The sequence below is a fragment of the Nocardia arseniciresistens genome (genome assembly GCF_046764875.1).
In the GTDB taxonomy this organism is placed as follows: Bacteria; Actinomycetota; Actinomycetes; order Mycobacteriales; family Mycobacteriaceae; genus Nocardia; species Nocardia arseniciresistens.
The window spans coordinates 69,388-86,053 of the sequence record NZ_JBKORD010000001.1 but is presented as its reverse complement, the minus strand read 5'-3'; the positions used below and the strand labels follow the sequence as shown (position 1 = coordinate 86,053).

The window sequence follows — 16,666 nt, the reverse complement described above, 5'->3', positions numbered from 1 at the left end:
TAATTATGAAGCCCAAGATTCTGGTCGTCGACGACGATATGGCACTCGCTGAGATGCTCACGATCGTCTTGCGCGGGGAAGGGTTCGACCCGCATGTGGTCGGCGACGGTACGCAGGCGCTTGCGGCGGTTCGGGAGATCCGCCCCGATCTTGTGTTGCTGGACCTGATGCTGCCTGGCATGAACGGCATCGACGTATGCCGGGTGCTGCGGGCCGACTCCGGAGTCCCGATCGTGATGCTCACGGCGAAGACCGACACGGTCGACGTCGTGCTCGGTCTGGAGTCCGGTGCCGACGATTACATCGTCAAACCATTCAAGCCCAAGGAGCTCGTCGCTCGCGTGCGTGCTCGCCTGCGCCGTACCGAGGAGGAGCCCGCCGAGCTGCTCTCCATCGCCGATATCGTCATCGATGTGCCCGCGCACAAGGTGACCCGTGGTGGTGCGCAGATCTCGCTGACTCCGCTCGAATTCGATCTGCTTGTCGCGCTCGCCCGCAAGCCGCGTCAGGTGTTCACCCGTGAGGTGCTGCTCGAGCAGGTCTGGGGCTACCGGCATGCCGCCGATACCCGCCTGGTGAACGTGCACGTCCAGCGACTGCGCGCGAAGGTCGAGAAGGATCCGGAGAATCCCGAGATCGTGCTCACCGTTCGAGGCGTCGGGTACAAGGCCGGACCGCCGTGATCGAAGGCGATGCCGATCGTTCGGACGTCAGGGAGACTTCGGCCCAGCGTCTCGAACGATCGCTCGCACCGGTGGTCACCTGGTTCAAGGAGGTCGGCACCGCGCTCGGCCACGTGTGGCGTCGTTCGCTGCAATTACGCGTCATCGTCTCCACGCTCACCTTGTCGCTGATCGTCATCACGATCCTCGGCGTGGTGCTGACAAGCCAGATCACCGATCGATTACTCGACGCCAAGATCAACGCGGCGGTCGAGGAGATGGATCGCGCCCGCAACACCGTGGAGAACCAACTTGCGGGCGTGCACGACATCGGCACCCAGCAGCAGCGGCTGTCCGACGCGCGCAACGCGCTGTCCAACCGCGGTGGTACCGGTCAATCGAGCGGAGCGGCGGGCAGTTTCGACTCGGCGTTGAGCATCGTCGGCGGCACCCCGCTGCAGCAGATCTCGACCGGCCCGATCCAGGAGGTGCCGGAGGAACTGCGCCACTACGTCGAGCGCAACCAGATCAGCTATCAGTTCGCCACCGTCTCCGACCCCGACGGATACCGTGGTCGCGCGCTGATCATCGGTAGCCCGAGCGCCGAGATCCCGACGCTGCAGATCTATCTGGTCTTTCCGTTGGCCAATGAGGAAAGCAGTCTGGCGCTGATGCGCGGCACCATGCTGATCGGCGGCATCGTGCTGCTGGTCCTGCTTGCCGCGATTACCGCGCTGGTCACGCGCCAGGTTGTTTTGCCGATCCGCTCGGCCGCACGGATCGCCGGCCGTTTCGCCGACGGTAGGCTCAAGGAGCGCATGCTGGTGCGTGGCGAAGACGATATGGCGCGATTGGCTCAGGCCTTCAACGAGATGGCCGAGAGCCTGTCCAACCAGATCACCCAGCTCGAAGAGTTCGGCAATCTGCAGCGCCGATTCACCTCGGATGTCAGCCATGAGCTGCGGACCCCGCTGACCACCGTGCGGATGGCCGCCGATCTGATCCACGGCAGCAGCGACGATCTCGACCCCGCGCTCGCCCGTAGCTCCGAACTGCTTGTCACCGAGCTGGACCGGTTCGAGGGGCTGTTGAACGATCTGCTCGAGATCAGCCGTCACGACGCGGGCGTCGCGGAGCTCCAGGTCGAATCTCTCGACGTGCGGATGTGCGCGCGGGCCGCGATTTCGACCGTCCGGCATCTGGCGAAGGAGTCAGGCGTCGAGGTTGTCATCGATATGCCGGAAGAGCCGCTCGTCGCGGAGGTCGATCCGCGCAGGGTCGAGCGGGTGTTGCGTAATCTGCTCGCGAACGCGATCGACCACAGCGAGGGCAAGCCGGTACTGATCCGGATGCGTGGCGATCTGGATGCCAACGCGGTCGCGGTGATCGTGCGCGATCAGGGCATCGGCCTGCGGCCAGGCGAGGAGAAGCTGGTCTTCAACCGGTTCTGGCGCTCGGACCCGTCGCGGATGCGTCGCTCCGGTGGCACCGGACTCGGCCTGTCGATCAGCGTCGAGGACGCGAATCTGCATGAGGGCAAGCTGGAGGCGTGGGGCGAGGCCGGTCTCGGCGCCTGCTTCCGGCTCACACTGCCGCTGGTGCGCGGCAAGAAGTTCGGCGCGAGTCCGCTGCCGCTCGAGCCCGTGTTGCGCAAGCACGCTCAGCTGCGCGCGGTCGAATCCGTGCCTGCGAGTAATGACCCAGCGAGCAATGCCGAGGCCGAAAAGGCCGCGGGGCCGACCTCGCGGCCGGAGACGGCCGAGCGGGTCGAATCGACGAATGGCGTGGGATCGCGGGCCGACGACAGCGCCGTTGCCGACGCCGAAGCCGCCGAACCGGGGGACGTACAGTCATGAGGATGCGCGCCTGGTATCCGATGTCGCACCGGCGGCCCGCGTTCGGCGCGGTCGCCATCGCGACGTTATTGATACTCACCGGCTGCGCGAGCTTGCCGGAATCCTCCGCGCCGCAGGCACTCGGCACCATCAACAGGGAACCGACGAACGATGGACCGCCACCGCCCATCGCCGGGCGCGATCCCGATCTGCTGCTGCGTGACTTCCTACAGGCCACCGCCGACCCCACCAACCGACATTTGGCGGCCAGGCAGTACATGACGCCGTCGGCGTCGGCGCAGTGGGATGATGCGGCGAGCACCGTGGTCGTGGAGAAAACAGACACGTTGCGTGAATCGCGTGTCGGAGACAAGGCAACCTATGTGATCCGGACGCACAAGATCGGTGAGTTGGCGCCCGACGGTGCCTATCGGGCAAGCGACTCGCCACTGGAAAACAAGATCGAAATGTCCAAGGTCGACGGTGAGTGGCGCATCGACGAACTGCCCGACGGCGTGATCATGGACCACTCGGCGTTCGCCAAGTCCTATCGGCGCTACGTGCTGTACTTCATCGACCCGTCGGGCACCACCGTTGTGCCCGACTTGCGGTGGATCTCGGTGGCCAAAAACCAACTGGCCCAGCGGCTGATGACCCTGCTCACCGAGGGCAGCCAGCCCGCACTGGCGACCGTGTTGCGCAACGAGCTGGCGCCGCCGGTCGCGTTGCGCGGACCGATCACCAAGGCGGGCAACGACCCTGGTGAAGTCGGTGTCGGGCTCGGCGGTGTGCGCATGGACTTCGCGGGCGCAACCAACCTGTCGCCACGCGACCGCGAACTTCTTGCCGGGCAGGTGGTCCTCACGCTGGCGGGCGCCGACATCCTCGGCCCGTACATGTTGCTTGCCGACGGCAAACCGCTGGACGATCGATTCGCGGCCAACGGCTGGTCGGTCGCCGACGTCGAACAGCTCAGCGTGGCGGCACACACGCAGAATCGGATCGGATTGCACGCCTTACGCAACGGTTCCCTCGTGCAGGTCACCGCGGATGGCATGGTCACGCCGCCCGGTTACTTCGGTGCCGTGAGCAACTTGCAGACGGTCGGGCTGTCCCCGGATGGCCAGCTCGTCGCCGCCGTCGCCGATGCGGGACGGCCGCCCCCCGAACCGCCGCGCACCCTGATGGTCGGCAGTTACGGCGGCAGCGCCTTTCCCGTCGCCGAGGGCACCACCATCACCAGGCCGTCCTGGAGCGCCGACGGCAGCGCCGCGTGGGCGGTCATCGACGGCGAGCGGGTGATTCGCGCGGTCAACGATCGGACCACAGGAACTGTCTCGGTCCAGGATGTCGACATCTCGGCACTGACCGCGGCGATGCCGAGCCCGACATTCCGGCTGCCGATCACCGAACTGCGGATTTCCCGAACCGGAGTGCGTGCCGCGCTGATCGCCGACGGCAAGGTCTATGTCGTGGTCGTCGTCCCGCAGCCGAACGGCAAGTACGCCCTGACCTCACCGCTTCCGCTTGCCCTCGGACTGAGCACCGCCGCGGTCTCGGTGGACTGGCTCGGTGCCGACACCTTGCTCATCGCCCGCGAGGGCAATGTCGACCCGGTGAGCACAGTGTCGGTGGACGGCTCCCAACCGCTTCCGCAGACAAGCCAGAATCTGACCCCACCTGTGCGGGTGGTGAGCGCGTCACCCGAGCATCAGTACGCCGCCGATTTGCGCGCGGTACTGGAGCTGACCAGCAACCCCGGTGGTGGCGAGCCCTATTGGCGTGAGGTGCCCGGTCTCGGCGCGAATGCCGTTCCGGTGCTGCCCGGTTGAGATCTCGATCGAACCTGTCGGTGGCCGCGCGCACACTCGGGCGATGCGGACACTGCTGGATCTCGTGCTGCCTGTGGCGTGTGCCGGGTGTGGGACGGTCGGCGTCGGCTGGTGTGCCGACTGCGCGGCGGCGCTGACACTCGGGCCGGTGCGGGTGTGGCCGCGTGCCGATCCCGGGGTGCCGTGCTGGGCGCTTGGGCGGTATGCGGGGCCAGGGCGGCGCGCGGTGCTGGCGGCGAAGGAGCATGGGCGCCGCGATCTCGCGGCGCCACTCGGGGTGGCGCTCGCCGGCGGGCTTGCTCGGTTGCGGACGCGGGATCGGGCCCTGGTACTGATTCCGGCGCCGAGCCGGGCGGCGGCGGCCCGGCGACGTGGCGGCGATCCTGTGGTCCGTGCCGCGCTCGCCGCGGCGAGATCGCTGCCTGATAGCCGGGTGGTACCGCTGATGCGGATGTGGTGGGGCGTACGGGATTCGGTGGGCTTGACACCGCGTGAGCGACAACACAATCTCGGTGGCCGAATCGGCGCGGCGCCCTGCCGTGGGGGTGCGGTGGGTATTTCGGCGAATGCCGATGTGGTGCTGGTCGACGACGTGCTGACGACCGGAGCTACCGCCTCCGAATCGGTCCGCGTGTTGGCGGGAATCGGGGTCTCGGTATGTGCAGTGCTGGTGGTGTGTGCTGCTTGACTCCGGGAAATTTGCGTGAACACTGGCGGTCCGCCCGTTGTCGTACTAGCGTCGCGATCACACACCCGAACCGGCAGTTTGGAGGTGGCGCCTCGGACTTCGAGTGCCGAGAGATTGTCTATCGGCACCGCTCATCCCGCCGCACGCACGTTCGGTCTGTGCGGCCATATCCGGGAGGTACGCGTGACGACTTCTTCACGACCTTCAGTGAAAGATGCCGATTCCATCGTGCTGGATTCCAGCGCCATGGATCTGACAGAGCAACCCACAGCGGACAGCCCTAGGTCTCCTAGCGCGGACGTCGTTGTGAAAGGTCGCAACGTCGAGGTACCTGATCACTTCCGAATCTACGTCGAGGAGAAACTCTCCCGACTCGAACGCTTCGATCCGTCGATCTTCCTCTTCGACGTGGAGCTGTTCCATGAACGTAATCGTCGGCAGCGCAAGAGCTGCCAGCGAGTCGAGATCACCGCGCGTGGAAAGGGACCGGTCGTCCGGGCGGAAGCCTGCGCCGATAGCTTCTACGCCGCGCTCGAATCGGTCACCGCGAAGTTGGAGAACCGACTGCGCAGGACCAAGGACCGCCGCAAGGTGCACTACGGCGACAAGACCCCCGTGTCGGTGGCACAGGCCACCGCGGACCTGATCGACGATTCCCTGTTCGGTCCCGGCGATGGGTCCACCTCGGCGCACGACCATCCCGATGGTGACGACCGCCGTGTTTCGAAGTCGTCGGACGACACGGACTACGCGGCCGGTCCCGGCCATATCGTTCGCACCAAGTCGCACGCCGCGACACCGATGTCCGTCGACGACGCTCTCTATCAGATGGAGCTCGTCGGCCACGACTTCTTCCTCTTCTACGACCAAGAATCCGGTCGACCGTCGGTCGTCTACCGTCGCCACGCCTTCGACTACGGCCTTATCCGGCTCTCGTAGTTACCGCGTTTCCCGCCTCTCCGGGTATTCGGCGCACGAAGTCGGGTGCCCGGAGAATTGCGATGCGCGAGGTCGTTTACCGTCTGTCGCGGAAGAATGTCTTGTGTAGCAAGGATTCTCGACGTTGGGGGCGCATGGCCTGGAGCATGACCAGGTCGGCGAAGGTTTCGGCGTCGCGCTCGCGGGTGGATTCGTAATCGCTGCGACCGAGGACGTGTGCGATGGATTCCGGGGAGATCGAGGGGAGCAGGTCGGTGATCGCGGCGTAGGCGTGTGCCTCGGGATGTTCGGTACGCGCCGATTCGGCACCGTGACCCAGCAGCATGTGCCCGAGTTCGTGCACGATGATGTGTTCCGCGTGCCAATCGGTGGTATCGGCGCCATAGGCGATGACGTCGCTGTCGTGTTTGGCGATCCACAGCCCGCTGCCGGTACCGCAGCCGCTGCCCGCGAGGATGGCGGTGTCGACAGGAAGCAGGGTGATGGTGCGGCCACGATGGGCAGCGACCACCTGTAGATAGGTCGACAGGTCCCAGGGGTGCGGTATCGGTACGGTCCGGGAAAGTTCCCGAAATCGGCTGTCCATACCGGCCATTCGATCCGATCTCCTACATACAGCGGCGCTGACGGTTCCCGCCTCCGGGTAGGAGAGGATGTTACCGAGTCGGTGGTCGGAGTCGATCGGCGCCGTCGATGATGGCGGTCAGCATGGCGGGATCGATATCGGAACCGCGCAGCGCGATGCTGGCGACATTGGCGTCGCGCATGGTCGCGAGCAGTTCCAATTCCCTGTCGATCGCGATCGCGGCCTGTCCCGTTGTTATCAGGTAGTCGGCGCTCACGCCGAAGCACTTGGCGATCGCGGTGAGGACCGCGATGTCGACAGCGGCGGCTGCTCCGTCGAATTCGCCGTCGCGAAGTTTTTCGATGTCGGTGGCCCGTACCGCGCGCCGCAGTTGGTCGCTGATGTGTTCGGCCACAGAGGAGGTCGTGCGTTCGGGCGCCGAGCGTGGGTGCACGGTGGCGAACAGTCGGTTGATCTTCTGGCTGAGCGCGAGGCCCGGTCGAGCTGCCGCGTCGTCGGTCATGTCCTTCACCCTGAGTGCCTGCCGTTTCGGATCGGTGTCGCACCATTGTTGGCTGCCAGCCAGCGGGCGCGAAACCGGGCTTCCGCCGTTGCGTCCATGTCCTCGGTCCGGCCGGCCAGCCAGCGACGATAACGGCGCTCTTCGAACTCCGTCGGATCGTCCGCCTCGGCAGGCACCTCCAGCAGATGCGAGAAGGCCATCTCGACGAGCGGGTGCAGGTGTCTGCCCGGCCCGCCGTTGCGTTCGAGCATCGCGGTCGCGTAGCGGGCAGATAGCCGGGAGACGACGGCGTTGAGATCCGAGATCGCGGCCACCACATGAGGTTCGGTCGTCCGGCCGCGCTCGACGGCGTCGTTGAGTCGACCCGCCGCCGCGAGCAGGCCGGTCAGATCGGAGATCTCGAACCGGATCGAATCGGGTCCGGACACGATCGACTCGTCGGACTTCGGTGCGTGCACATCGACCTCGTGCGCGGACGGTTCGCCGCCCGCATAAGTGCGCGCGGCACTTCCCGGCAGCCAGCGCAGTGGCGCGTCGAGCTTGTTGAGCGTGTGCGTACTGATCGCCGCCTCGCCGTCTTCGATCTTCCTGATCGTCGGTGCCGATGGCCCTCCAAGATCGCCGATCTGCATCTGGGTCAGGCCGAGTTCATCCCGGCGCTCCTTGATGATTCGGCCGAAGCGCTTCTGTCGCGACAGCTCCGAAGGGCTCTGCATAGTGGGCTTCATGGTAGATCCAGCTTGGTCAAAAAGACAACTTGATAGAAAGAGTTTGAAAAATCTATGACAAAATTGCTACTGTTCCATCGCGCCGAGTGAACAACGTCGGCCTTGCTGAGTGTCGGCTTCGGGCAGTTCCGTAACGAGCAGGGGCGTTTGCGGGACCGGCGCCCCGGTCTGTTGCGCAACGGCGCGTGACAGACCGGTTCACCGGCGACAAACCGGCTCAGCGGCAACTGGAGGGGATCGCTGAGCCGGGGCGTGGCGCGGAAACTTACTATGGAGTAAGTTAGGTTGCTGAGGCTCTTGAAGGGAAAACCCATGGCTACCAAAGCTGCTCGCCGTGCCGTCATCGTTTCCGGTGCTCGGACGCCGTTCATGCGGGCGTTCACGGACTACACGCGGATGGATTCGATCGCGCTCGCGGATGCGGCGGTGCGCGGCTTGCTCGAGCGGACCGGACTGCCGGGTGCGCAGGTGCAGGCCATTGTGTGGGGTGGGGTGATCCTGCCGAGCGTAGCGCCGAATATCGCTCGGGAGATCGCGCTGGATCTAGGGCTCGACGCCGGGTGCGAGGGGTACACGGTGACGCGGGCTTGTGCGTCCGGATTACAGGCGGTGACCTCGGCAGCGGCCGCGATCGAGCGTGGCGAGTACGACATCATGATCGCCGGCGGCAGCGACTCCACCAGCAATGCCGAGGTGAAATTGCCTCAGAAGGTGGTGCACGCGGCCGCGCCGCTCGCGCTGGGCAAGCCGAAGCCGAAGGACTACCTTTCCGCGATCTCACAGCTCGCGCCGTTCACCGATCTGCTGCCGAGCAGGCCGAAGATCGCCGAACGCACCACCGGTGAGGTGATGGGGGAGTCGGCGGAGAAAATGGCCCGCATCCACGGCGTCACCCGCGCCGATCAGGACGAATTCGCCGCGCGTTCGCACCACCGTGCCGCGGCCGCCATTGATTCGGGACGTTTCGACGACGAGGTGCTTCGGGTGCGCACGCCCGAAGGCAACGAGATCGTTCGTGACGGTTTGGTGCGTGCGGGCACCAGCGTCGAGAAGCTGGCGCGTCTGAAGCCGGTGTTCGCCGCCGATGGCAGCGTCACCGCGGGCAATGCCAGCCCGCTCACCGACGGCGCCTGCGCGGTGCTGCTGATGAGCGAGGAAAAGGCGCACGCCCTCGGCTACCGGCCGCTCGCCGCGTTCCGTTCGTGGAGCTACGTCAGCGTCGACCCGACCGACCAGGTGCTCATCGGCCCGGCGATCTCCATGCCGAGGGCATTGGACAAGGCCGGAATGTCGTTGGGCGACATTGATTTCGTCGATATCCACGAGGCCTTCGCGGCCCAGACCCTTTCCGTGCTCGCCGCACTGAACAGCGACGAGTGGGCCAAGGCCAGGCTCGACCGCGATACCGCCGTCGGCGAGGTCGATATCGACAAGCTCAACGTGCACGGTGGCTCGGTCTCCCTCGGCCACCCCTTCGGCGCCACCGGCGCTCGCATGGTCACCACCATGGCCAACGAGCTGGCTCGCACGGGCAAGAACGCCGCCCTGCTCGGGATCTGCGCTGCGGGCGGCATCGGGGCCTCGGCCGTGCTCGAGCGCGTCTGATCTGATCCCGGTACGGCCGGTGCTTCGGGCGGAACCGGTGTCCGACCGGGCACCCGGCGCGCGAGGTGCCCGCGGCCGGGTGTTCGGTCAGGGTGCGGTCGACGCCGCTGTTGCGGCTCGGAAGGATTCGTGGTGGACGGCGTCGGCGAGCGGGCGACCGCTGCGCCATCCGAAGCGTTCCAGATCGGGGATGTGCTGGAATTCGTCGACCGGGCCGACACAGAGCCATGCCACCGGTCGGATGCCCGCTGGCAGGCCGACAAGGTCGGTCAGGAAATCCGCATCGTAGAAGGAAACCCAGCCGACGCCGATGTGTTCGGCGGTGGCGGCGAGCCAGAGGTTCTGAATCGCGAGAACGGCCGAGTAGATACCGGTTTCGGGGACGGTGGCACGACCGAGCACCTGTGGGCCGCCGCGTTCGTGGTCGTAGGTGACCACGATGCCGGTGCCGCTCTCGGTAATGCCCTCGATCTTGATCGGCTCGAAGGTCGCGGCCCGCTCCGGCGGTAGTCCGGCACGGAACTCGGTGCGCTTGTCCGCGACATGGTCGGCGAACTTCCGCAAGGTCGCCGGTTCACGAACGACCACGAAGTCCCATGGTTGCGAGTTGCCGACACTGGGTGCGCGATGGGCGGCCTGGAGAATGCGCCATAGCGCGGCGTCGTCGACGACCACGCCGGTGAATTCGGCACGTACATCGCGCCGTAACCGAATGGCGTCGTAAACGCTCAGCGCTCGATCACCGCTCAGCGCGGCAGCCGGTGTCGCGGGGCTCTCGTCGCGGGCCGATGGTCGAGGTTCATGCTCATTTTTGGACGTACCCGGCGAGTTACCCATATACGTACGAAATCATGTGACGGATATGGAAGCGCGACGGGATGCGCCCAAGGCTCAGCCGATCGACACGGAACGGCGGACGAAGCGGCGACGGCTCTCGGTCAGTGCGGTGCGCAGACCACGACGCTTGCCGGTCGCGGGGTCGAAGCTCGGCATGGTGGCGCCTTCGAATTTGCGCTCCGAAGCGGTCTCCGGGGCATCGTCGGCGGTCGCGCGCAGGTACTTGTTCGGCAGCGCGAGCTTCGCGATCGTCCGCCAGGCTTTGAAGTACTGCACCGGAAGCGAGCCGGTGGTGTAGGGCAGGTCGTACTTCTCGGCCAGTGCGCGCACCTTCACCGCGATCTCGAGGTACCGGTTGCTCGGCAGGTCCGGGAACAGGTGGTGTTCGATCTGGTGACTCAGGTTGCCGGACATGAAGTGGGTGAGGGGGCCGCCGGAGATATTCGCGCTGCCGAGCATCTGGCGCAGGTACCACTGGCCCTTGGATTCGCCGTCGATGTCGGCCTTGGTGAACTTCTCGGCGCCGTCGGGGAAGTGGCCGCAGAAGATCACCGCGTTGGTCCAGACATTGCGAACCATATTGGCGGCGATATTCGCGGTCAGCGTCGAGAGGAACGCGGGCCCGGTCAGCAGCGGGAACAGCAGGTAGTCCTTGCCGACCTGCTTGCCGATCTTCAGCAGCACCTCGCGGCGCTTGACCTCGAACGCGGCCCGCTCGGGTGAGCCCTCTTTGTAGCGACTCACCTTGCCGAGCTCGAGATGCTGGACCGCGACGCCGTATTCGAAGAACAGCTGCAGGAACAGGTTGTAGACGGGGTTGCCGATATTGAACGGCTTCCAGCGCTGGTCGCGGGTGACGCGCAGCAGTCCGTAGCCGATGTCGTCGTCCATGCCGAGCACGTTGGTGTACTTGTGGTGCAAATAGTTGTGCGTCTGCTTCCAGTGCTTGGACGGCCCCGTGTTGTCCCACTCCCAGGTGCTGGAGTGGACCTCGGGATCGTTCATCCAGTCCCACTGGCCGTGCATGACGTTGTGCCCGATCTCCATGTTCTCGATGATCTTGGCGGAGCCGAGCAGTGCGACGCCCGCCAGCCAGGCAGGCGGCAGGCAGCTGGCGAACAGCACGGCGCGACCACTGATTTCGAGCGCACGCTGTAGCCGGATGACATTGCGGATGTACTTTGCGTCGCGCACGCCGCGCGAGGATTCGATATCACGGCGGATCGCGTCGAATTCCGCACCGAGCGCTTCTACGTCGGCTTCGGTGAGGTGCGCGTATTCCTTGACATCCGAGATCGCCATGGCGGTTACAGTACCGTAAGTTACGTGACCGTAGGTTACAGGGGGCAATGCCGAGATGTGGCAAATCCCCCATTGCGAATGCGGCCGGGGGCTGCTATGTTAACGCGTTCGTCGAATCCGGCGTAATGCCCGCTCACGCACGGCTTTCCGACGCAGCGTCGCCTGTTCCTGACGGGCCTTTTCCTGTAGCGCCTGCTTGGCCTCGCGCAGCACTTCCTTCTCGTGCCTGGCCTTCTCTTGGAGCACGATCTTGGCCTCGCGCATGGCCGAGCGCAGTCCGTACCTGCGGCCGGTCGCCGGATCTACCGGCAGGATGTGGGTCTCCGCCCAAGTCTCCGACCATCGCTCGGTCGTCTCCGACCAGCGGTCCGTGGTCTCCGACCAACGGTCGGTGGTGGGTAGCGAGGGCAGGGTGATACCCGCGAACTTGCGCTCGGAGGAGGTCTCGGGTGCATCGTCGGCCGTGCGCCGCAGGAACCGATCCGGCAGCGCGAGCTTGTGAATAGTCCGGAAGGCGAGCAGGTATTGCTTGCCGAGCGAGCCTGTGGTGTAAGGCAAGTCGTACTTGTCGCACAGCTCGCGCACCCGCACCGCGACCTCCGAGTACCGATTGCTCGGCAAGTCGGGGAACAGATGGTGCTCGATCTGGTAGCAGAGGTTGCCGCTCATGAACGCCATCGCCGGTCCGGCCTTGAAGTTGGCGCTGCCGAGCATCTGGCGCAGATACCATTCGCCGCTGGTCTCGCCCTCGAGCTGCTCGACGGTGAATTTCTCGGCGCCGTCGGGGAAGTGGCCGCAGAAGATGACGGCATAGGCCCACAGGTTGCGCACGAAGTTGGCCGTCGCGTTCGCCTTCAGCGTGCTCTTCCACGCGGGGCCGGTCAGCGCGGGGTAGAACACGAAGTCCTTGGCCACCTGGCGGGCGATCTTGCGGCCGAACTCCTTGTTCGGCTCCGACATCAGATCCCGCGGCGCGCCGGTGAGTTCCTTCTCGATCTCCCAGTCGTGCAGCGCGATGCCCCACTCGAAGGTCGCGGCGAGCAGGACGTTGGCGAGCGGCTGGACCAGGTGGATCGGCCGCCACTCTTCGTCACGGGTCATCCGCAGGATGCCGAAGCCGAGATCCTCGTCCTTGCCGAGCACGTTGGTATAGGTGTGGTGGGAGTAGTTGTGCGCCCGCCGCCACTGCGACGATGGCCCGGTTTGATCCCACTCCCAGGTGCTGGAGTGGATCTCCGGGTCGTTCATCCAGTCCCACTGCCCGTGGCTGATGTTGTGCGCGAGCTCCATGTTCTCGATGATCTTCGCGACCGAGAGCAGCGCGGTACCGCCGACCCAGGCCCAGCGCTTGCGGCTGCCGAAGAGCATCGCGCGCCCCGCAACTTCGAGTGCCCGCTGTGCGGCAATGGTGCGACGGATGTATTTCGCGTCTCGTTCACCGCGCGACAGTTCCACCGAGCGGCGTATCGAGTCGAGCTCCTGCCCCAGTGTTTCGATGTCCGCCGCCGTGAGATGGGCGAACGCCTTGATGTCGGTGATAGCCACCGGGGTCCTTTCGCTGCTTGGAATTACCTCGAGGGTACCTGGCGGCTGCTCCGGTTACGGTGCGCTCGCGGTGCCCGTCGTCACACGTCGAGTGTGCAGTCGCCCGCCGCGGCCGAGATGCAGGTCTGCACCTTGTCGCCCTCGCGGCGCTCGTCGCCGTTGCGCAAATCGCGTGTATGTCCGGAAGTTATTGTCACCACGCAGGTTTGACAGATACCCATCCGGCAGCCGAAGGGCATCTGTACCCCAGCCGACTCACCCGCCTCCAACAGGCTGGTCGCGCCGTCGACCTCCGCGCTGCGCTCGGATTTCCCGAACGTGACGGTACCGCCCTCACCGACCGCGGACCGCTCGATCTCGAATCGCTCCACATGCAGCTTGTCGGCGATGCCCGCGTCGCGCCAGTGGTGCTCGATCTCGTCGAGCATTCCCGCTGGACCGCAGGCCCAGGTCTGGCGCTCGCGCCAATCGGGGAAGTGCTCGTCGAGCCGCGTGAGCGAGAACTTGCCCTGCTCGCTGGTGAGCTGCACGTGCGAGGAGAAGCTCGGGTGTCGATCGTGCATATCGCGCAGTTCGGCGCCGAACATCACGTCGTCGTCGGTTCGCGCGGAATGGACGTGCACGACGTCGCTCACCCTGTCGCGCCGGTCCATCGCCCGCAGCATCGACATGACCGGGGTGATGCCGCTGCCCGCGGTGAGGAAGAGCACCTTTTCCGGCGGCGGGAAGGGCAGGATGAATCCGCCCTGTGGCGCGGCGAGGCGCACGATTGTGCCCGCAGCGACGCCGCTGACCAGGTGGCTGGAGAGGAATCCCTCCGGCATGGCCTTGACCGCGATAGAGATCAGCCGCTTGCTGCCGTGCTCGGGGTCGGTCCAGTTCGGCGGGCAGGTGAGCGAGTACGACCGCCAATGCCAGCGCCCCTCGACCAGGATGCCGATGCCGATGTATTGACCGGGTTCGTACTTCCAATCGAACCCCCAGCCCGGCTTGATGACCAGGGTGGCCGAATCGGCGGTTTCCTTGCGTACCTCGACAATTCGCCCGCGCAGCTCGCGTGCCGACCACAGCGGGTTTGCCAGATGCAGGTAGTCATCCGGCAGCAGTGGGGTGGTGACTCTAGCGACGGCGCCGCGCAGCACATTCAGCCGCCCACCGCGCTCGGCGACATCGGCGGCCGGTGCCTCCAGCCACTCCCGAACACCCCGCACCGAGAATCCCCCTTTTTTCAAGACCATCGCTGCCGTTCGTCTCCCTGTCATAGCAGCCGCTGTCACGGCCGCCTTCGCTGTCAGGTTACGGCATCGTAGGTTCGTGGGGGGACTCGCAGGTTCGGATATGCGACCTACCTGCGCGGGTTCCCCACGAAGGTGTCGCTCACAGTAATTCGAGCAAGAAGGGGAGCTCCTGAGCGCCGTACCAGGCCAGCTGGTGGTCCTCTGCGTCGCCGAGCACGAACTCCGCATCGGTATCGCCGAGGTCGGCGGCGTCGACCACATCAACGGCCTTGGCGACCTGCGGCTCGGCCTCGGCGAGGTCGACGTGCACCGATGCGATCTGGTCGTAGGTGATCGGGCCCGCCAAGCGCACGACCGCGTCGTCGAGGTCGGAGCGCAGCTTCGTGCCTGTCACGTCGGCGGCGAGCACCGCGCGCCGATACACCGGGCTGTGGCTGTGCGCGGCCGTCGGCTCGGCGTCATCGGCGGCGGGGTCGTTGTCGGTGGTTTCGGCGACCTCGTCGCGTTCGGCGGCGAGCAGCCGCAGCGAAGCGCGGGCGGCCTCGCCCATCGCGACCTCGGCAAGTTCGTCGTCGTCGCCGGAGGCGTATGCCTCGCGAAGCGCGGGCGTTACCGCGAAGGCGGTGCCGCTGACCGCGCTCAGCTCCCGGTTGGCCACCAGTTCGCGCAGCATCGGCACCGTCACGGGTATATAGACCCGCAGCTTGTTCTGGTCAGATACAGGCACCGAGCATCTCCTCCATGGACTCGTGCACCGACGCGGCGAGCACGCCGATGTCGGCCATCGCGTCGCGGTCGGCATTGAGCCCGTAGAAGACGCGCCCGTCATAGGACGTGATCCCGATACTCGAGGCCTGGTTGCGCAGCAGCGGCGACACCGGATACATCTCCAGCATCCGCGCTCCACCGATGAACATCGGCGTCTGCGGTCCCGGCGCGTTGGTGATCACCAAATTGAACGTGTGCTCTGCGAACGTACTCGCCGCACGCACACTCATCGCATGCAGGCTCGCTGGTGCGAACCCGGCCAGGTGCACCAGTGTGCGTGCACGCACACTGCGCCGTTGTTTGCTGTTGGCCTCGGTCGCGTGCGAAATGTGCGACAGCCGCATCACCGGATTGGGTTCGCCGACCGGCAGATCGATCAGGAAGGAAGACACCTCGCTGACGGGTTGCGGCGCAAGGCCGTCCGCGTCCTCGACATAGACCGACATCGGCACCACCGCGCGCAGCACAGTCGACTCGATGAGCGCCTCGCCGCGGGAGAGCAGCCAGTTGCGAAGAGCCCCGGTGACGACCGCGAGGATCGCGTCGTTGGTCGAGCATCCGAAGCGCTCGCGGATCTTGCGGTAGTCATCGAGATCTGTCTGGACAACGGCCAAGCGGCGATTGCGGGAGGTCTTGGCGTTGAGCGGACTATCGGGCGCACCGGTTGTCGCCGCGCGTACCGCCGACACCACCGAGTCGACCGCCCGGCCCGCCGTGCCGATCACCGCGAATGCGCCGGCACTCGCGTGCCGGAACACCTCCAGCGCCTCGCGCGGTTGCGCGGCGAGGTAGGTCACCGCGCCGAGGAACAGCTCCACCTCGTTGGGTTCGCGCGGCGCGTTCCAGGCACCGTCGGCGAAGCCGCGTGGGGAGGCGCTGCTATCGAGGATGACATGCCCGATCTCCAGCGCGGTCTCCCCGTCGACGAGCGCCGAATGCGTTTTGGTGAAGATCGCGGTCCGGCCGTCGGCCAGCCCCTCGATCAGGTACATCTCCCACAGCGGCCTGCTCTGGTCGAGCGGGCGCGAAGCAAGCCGCGCGACCAGGTCGTGCAGCTGCTCGTCGGTGCCTGGATCGGGTAGTGCCGAACGCCGAACGTGGTAGGTGATGTCGAAGGCGCTGTCCTCCACCCAGACCGGCCGGCCGAGCGCGAACGGTATCTCGCGCACCTTGCGCCGATAGCGCGGGACCAGCGAGAGCCTGGCCTCGACGAGATCGACCAGCCGGTCGTAGTCGAGTGCGGGTTCCCCGGACTCGGGTGCCGGGTCGGTGCTTCCGACGATCGCGAGAGAGCCGATGTGGATCGGATTGCTACTCGACTCGAGCCGATAGAACGACGCGTCCTGCGGCGTCAATGTCGTGATCACGCTGCCAGGTGCTCCTTCCGATGCCTTGCGACTACGTCCAGTGTGCTCTCCCACAACGGTTCGCCCCTTCCCCTATGGCATATCCAGCGATACCGGCACACCCCTTTTACCCTGCTCGGATCCGTGACAGAATTCGCCGATCCGAGCCCGGGGAACTCGATTCGATCACAGGGGGAAGTGTCGTGCACGGTGGGCGGTCGCCACTCTCGCCTGCTCCGGACGAGCCGCGCTG

At 65.9% G+C, this 16,666-nt stretch carries 15 protein-coding genes; 6 read left to right on the top strand and 9 right to left on the bottom strand.

The annotated features are described in order from the left end of the window. Positions 1-5 precede the first annotated feature (5 nt). The 5 genes from mtrA to hpf all read left to right on the top strand — a co-directional run bounded on the left by mtrA (position 6) and on the right by hpf (position 5,956). Positions 6-683, top strand: a complete 678-nt coding sequence (gene mtrA, locus ACLMAJ_RS00385) for an MtrAB system response regulator MtrA (protein WP_062984230.1) — start codon at positions 6-8, stop codon at positions 681-683. Beyond that, complete coding sequence (gene mtrB, locus ACLMAJ_RS00380; RefSeq protein ID WP_412011404.1) at positions 680-2,518, top strand: MtrAB system histidine kinase MtrB; 1,839 nt, start codon at positions 680-682, stop codon at positions 2,516-2,518. Before mtrA ends, mtrB begins: the two co-directional genes overlap by 4 nt. A gap of 2 nt (positions 2,519-2,520) precedes the next feature. Then, positions 2,521-4,329, top strand: a complete 1,809-nt coding sequence (gene lpqB / locus ACLMAJ_RS00375) for an MtrAB system accessory lipoprotein LpqB (RefSeq protein WP_412011403.1) — start codon at positions 2,521-2,523, stop codon at positions 4,327-4,329. A gap of 43 nt (positions 4,330-4,372) precedes the next feature. Continuing rightward, a complete protein-coding gene (locus ACLMAJ_RS00370) occupies positions 4,373-5,017 on the top strand; it encodes a ComF family protein (RefSeq protein ID WP_412011402.1) in 645 nt (214 codons plus the stop codon). A gap of 246 nt (positions 5,018-5,263) precedes the next feature. Beyond that, positions 5,264-5,956, top strand: coding sequence for a ribosome hibernation-promoting factor, HPF/YfiA family (gene hpf / locus ACLMAJ_RS00365; RefSeq protein WP_412011992.1), 693 nt, complete (start codon positions 5,264-5,266; stop codon positions 5,954-5,956). A 76-nt stretch (positions 5,957-6,032) separates the two neighbouring features. On the opposite strand, the gene ACLMAJ_RS00360 is transcribed toward hpf, so the two are convergent. The 3 genes from ACLMAJ_RS00360 to ACLMAJ_RS00350 all read right to left on the bottom strand — a co-directional run bounded on the left by ACLMAJ_RS00360 (position 6,033) and on the right by ACLMAJ_RS00350 (position 7,772). Further along, complete coding sequence (locus tag ACLMAJ_RS00360) at positions 6,033-6,542, bottom strand: hypothetical protein (protein WP_412011401.1); 510 nt, start codon at positions 6,540-6,542, stop codon at positions 6,033-6,035. 70 nt (positions 6,543-6,612) lie between these two features. Then, entirely contained in the window at positions 6,613-7,044 is a 432-nt protein-coding gene (locus ACLMAJ_RS00355; protein ID WP_412011400.1) for a hypothetical protein, read from the bottom strand. Positions 7,045-7,049: 5 nt separating this feature from the next. Beyond that, entirely contained in the window at positions 7,050-7,772 is a 723-nt protein-coding gene (locus ACLMAJ_RS00350; RefSeq protein ID WP_412011399.1) for a helix-turn-helix domain-containing protein, read from the bottom strand. Between the two features lie 312 nt (positions 7,773-8,084). Here ACLMAJ_RS00350 and ACLMAJ_RS00345 point away from each other — a divergent pair, with 312 nt between their 5' ends. Then, positions 8,085-9,377, top strand: coding sequence for an acetyl-CoA C-acyltransferase (locus ACLMAJ_RS00345; RefSeq protein ID WP_412011398.1), 1,293 nt, complete (start codon positions 8,085-8,087; stop codon positions 9,375-9,377). A gap of 87 nt (positions 9,378-9,464) precedes the next feature. Here ACLMAJ_RS00345 and bluB read toward each other — a convergent pair whose 3' ends face one another. The 6 genes from bluB to ACLMAJ_RS00315 all read right to left on the bottom strand — a co-directional run bounded on the left by bluB (position 9,465) and on the right by ACLMAJ_RS00315 (position 16,434). Beyond that, positions 9,465-10,109 (bottom strand): 5,6-dimethylbenzimidazole synthase, encoded by a 645-nt coding sequence (bluB, locus tag ACLMAJ_RS00340; RefSeq protein WP_412011991.1) that lies wholly within the window; start codon positions 10,107-10,109, stop codon positions 9,465-9,467. A 159-nt stretch (positions 10,110-10,268) separates the two neighbouring features. Beyond that, positions 10,269-11,516 carry a fatty acid desaturase family protein gene (locus ACLMAJ_RS00335; protein WP_412011397.1) on the bottom strand — a complete coding sequence of 416 codons (1,248 nt, stop codon included), beginning with the start codon at positions 11,514-11,516 and terminating at the stop codon, positions 10,269-10,271. A gap of 99 nt (positions 11,517-11,615) precedes the next feature. Continuing rightward, positions 11,616-13,061: a fatty acid desaturase family protein gene (locus tag ACLMAJ_RS00330; protein WP_412011396.1), complete on the bottom strand. Its 1,446-nt coding sequence runs from the start codon at positions 13,059-13,061 to the stop codon at positions 11,616-11,618. An 80-nt stretch (positions 13,062-13,141) separates the two neighbouring features. Further along, a complete protein-coding gene (locus ACLMAJ_RS00325) occupies positions 13,142-14,299 on the bottom strand; it encodes a ferredoxin reductase (protein ID WP_412011395.1) in 1,158 nt (385 codons plus the stop codon). A 139-nt stretch (positions 14,300-14,438) separates the two neighbouring features. After that, positions 14,439-14,972 carry a DUF6912 family protein gene (locus tag ACLMAJ_RS00320; RefSeq protein WP_412011990.1) on the bottom strand — a complete coding sequence of 178 codons (534 nt, stop codon included), beginning with the start codon at positions 14,970-14,972 and terminating at the stop codon, positions 14,439-14,441. A 40-nt stretch (positions 14,973-15,012) separates the two neighbouring features. Further along, positions 15,013-16,434: a WS/DGAT/MGAT family O-acyltransferase gene (locus ACLMAJ_RS00315; RefSeq protein WP_412011394.1), complete on the bottom strand. Its 1,422-nt coding sequence runs from the start codon at positions 16,432-16,434 to the stop codon at positions 15,013-15,015. Positions 16,435-16,666 lie beyond the last annotated feature (232 nt).